Source organism: Sphaerisporangium fuscum (genome assembly GCF_018531465.1).
Lineage (GTDB): Bacteria > Actinomycetota > Actinomycetes > Streptosporangiales > Streptosporangiaceae > Sphaerisporangium > Sphaerisporangium fuscum.
Map to the genome: position 1 here is coordinate 1 of NZ_JAHDTF010000075.1, position 2,436 is coordinate 2,436.

General features: G+C 71.0%; 3 protein-coding genes. 1 reads left to right on the forward strand and 2 read right to left on the reverse strand.

The features are described from left to right. Window positions 1-219 (forward strand): hypothetical protein (locus KIK05_RS46255; RefSeq protein WP_214417312.1); only part of this gene is annotated, 219 nt, incomplete at its 5' end. Between the two features lie 62 nt (window positions 220-281). On the opposite strand, the gene KIK05_RS46260 is transcribed toward KIK05_RS46255, so the two are convergent. Both KIK05_RS46260 and KIK05_RS46265 read right to left on the reverse strand, forming a co-directional pair. Beyond that, window positions 282-1,646 (reverse strand): flavin monoamine oxidase family protein, encoded by a 1,365-nt coding sequence (locus tag KIK05_RS46260; RefSeq protein WP_214417313.1) that lies wholly within the window; start codon window positions 1,644-1,646, stop codon window positions 282-284. Between the two features lie 267 nt (window positions 1,647-1,913). Continuing rightward, on the reverse strand, window positions 1,914-2,436 hold a 523-nt coding region (locus tag KIK05_RS46265), incomplete at its 5' end, for a cupin domain-containing protein (protein ID WP_443729139.1).

Below are 2,436 nucleotides of genomic sequence, written 5' to 3' on the forward strand. Positions count from 1 at the left end.
CTGAAGATCACGTTGGCCTCCGCCGGAACGGCCATCGCGGGAACCGCTGCGGGCGTCGGCGGGCAGGCGCTGCTCCTGGCCGCGGCGGCGATCACGGCCGCCGCCGTGCTCGTGGCCGTCGGCGACCGCATGATGACGCGTCGGGCCAGGCCCGCGAAGGAGGACGACACCGTGTGCCCCGACCTCGAGGTCGTCTGCCGGGACACCTCGGCCGCATGAGGGGCGGAACGAATTCGGGCGGTAGCCGGAGGTCCGCCCCTGTCGCCTAGGTGCCGTTGCGGTCAGGAGGCGATGACCGCGGTCGCCGCCGTTTCGCCTGACCTGATGGCGCCCTCGATGTAGCCGTACCAGCGGGTGGCGGTCTCGGTGCCGGCCCAGTGGACGCGGCCCACCGGGGGGCGGAGCGCGCGGCCGTACTGGGTCCAGGCGCCGGGCGGGAAGACGGCGGAGTAGGCGCCGCGCGTGAACGGCTCGGCGCTCCAGTCCTGCTGGACGTAGGCCTCCGGGGACGCGGCCCGCGGGCCGAACAAGCGCGTCAGCTGGTCGATGACCGCCGCCCGGTGGTCGCGTGCGGGCCGGATGGCCATGGACCGGGCCTCGGCTCCTTCGACGAAGCCGAGCAGGATGCCGGCCTCCCCCGAACGCGGGCTGCTGTCGAAGACCGCGCTGATCGGCCCGCGCAGGCTTGTGGCCTGGCCACTGAGACCCGCCCGGCGCCAGAACGGCTCCGGGTAGACCGCCATGTACTTGATCACGCTCCCCATGGGCAGCCGTTGGGTCAGCCCGTCGCGGGCCGCCGACAACGGCGGCTGGTAGGTGATGCGGCCGGACAACGTGGGCGGGATCGCCACCACGACGTGCGCCGCCCGCCAGGTCGCACCCCGGCCGGTGGTGACCCCTACGCCATGCTCGTCCTGGACGATGCGGTCGACCGGCATGTTGAGGTGGACACGGTCACCGAGCCGATGCGCGAGGCGGACCGCCAGTTCGTGCGCCCCGCCCTCGAGGCGGTCCTGCTGCGCGCCGCCCTCTACGGCGATCACGCGCTGCAGGCTTCCGGCGGAACGGGCGTAGAAGAGCGCGTGGAGCAGGGACATCTCGCCGGGTTCGCAGGACCAGACCGCCTGGCATGCCATGGTGAACAGCCGCCGCCCGGACCTGGTTCGCGCGTTGCGACGGATCCACGTTTCGAGCGTCTGCGCGTCCAGAGCGGCTGCGCCGGGGCTCTGCCAGGGCGCTTCGGTGTCGATCCTTCGGGCGAGCCGTTCGAAACGGGCTTGCGCCTGGGCGGCGTCCAGCAGGGTGAGCGGGCTCAGCCGCGGGATGGTGCCCCTGTAGCGCCGTACTCGCCCGGCGGCGGTCTCGACCAGATGGTCGCCCTCGCGGTAGGTCGGGAAGACCCGCACGCCGAGGTCGGCCGCGAGGGCGTACGCGCGGTCCTGGCCGGGGCCGAGGAACTGCCCGCCCAGCTCGATGATCTGGCGGTCGATCTCGACGCTGAACGTGCGCCCGCCGACTCGGTCACGGGCTTCCAGCACGACGACGTCCAGGCCATGGTGGTGGAGGTCACGGGCGCAGGTCAGGCCCGCCAAGCCCGCACCGACGACGATCACGTCGACGGGCCGGGCGGATGGGTGGTCGGACATTCGGTCTCTCCGGTGGGTCGGGGTGTGCCCCGGACCACGATCCGCCACCCGGCCGGGTACGGACGCGTCCGTGGCACGACGGACACGCCAGCGCACCCACCGACCACCACGGCGCTGACCTGTATGACATCAATTGACTCCGCCGACCTTACACACGTCGGTCGTCGCTCGGCGCGATTACCGCCAAGCCGGACGGCACAGCGTGCGACGCGAAGCGCCTCGGGAGGGTGGATCTCACGATCCTCATCCCGAGGCGCTTGCTACTGGTCAGGCTCTGCGGATGAAGCCTCCCTGTGGGCCTTTCCGCATGTCGGTGAAGTAGCTGTCGTGCTCGATGAAGAACCTGGTGCGCTCCTCGTCGCTGAGGCCGGCCAGTTCGGTGATGCCCTCGAAGTAGCCCTCCCGCGATGCGCCGGGGGCGAAGAGCATGAGCATGGAGGCCGGTTCGCCGGAGTCGTTGCGGAAGGCGTGCAGGCCGCCGACGGGAACGTAGAGGAAGTCTCCTTCGGTGGCCTCGATCCAGCGTTCGCCGTCGAACAGGTTCATCCGGCCCGACAGTATGAAGAACGACTCGGAGATCGTTTTGTGGAAGTGGAGGCTCGGCCCGCCGGGGGCGCCGTTCATGTCCACCCGGTACAGGCCGAACTCTCCGTCGGTGGAGGTGTTGGTGGCCAGGTAGTGGTAGGCGCCGCCGCCGGTGATCAGTTCGGGCGTGGAGTTCGCGGGCCGGAAGGTCGCGTTGATTTCGCCGGTCTCGCCGAAGTAGCGGGGGCTGGGGTAGGTCATGGGG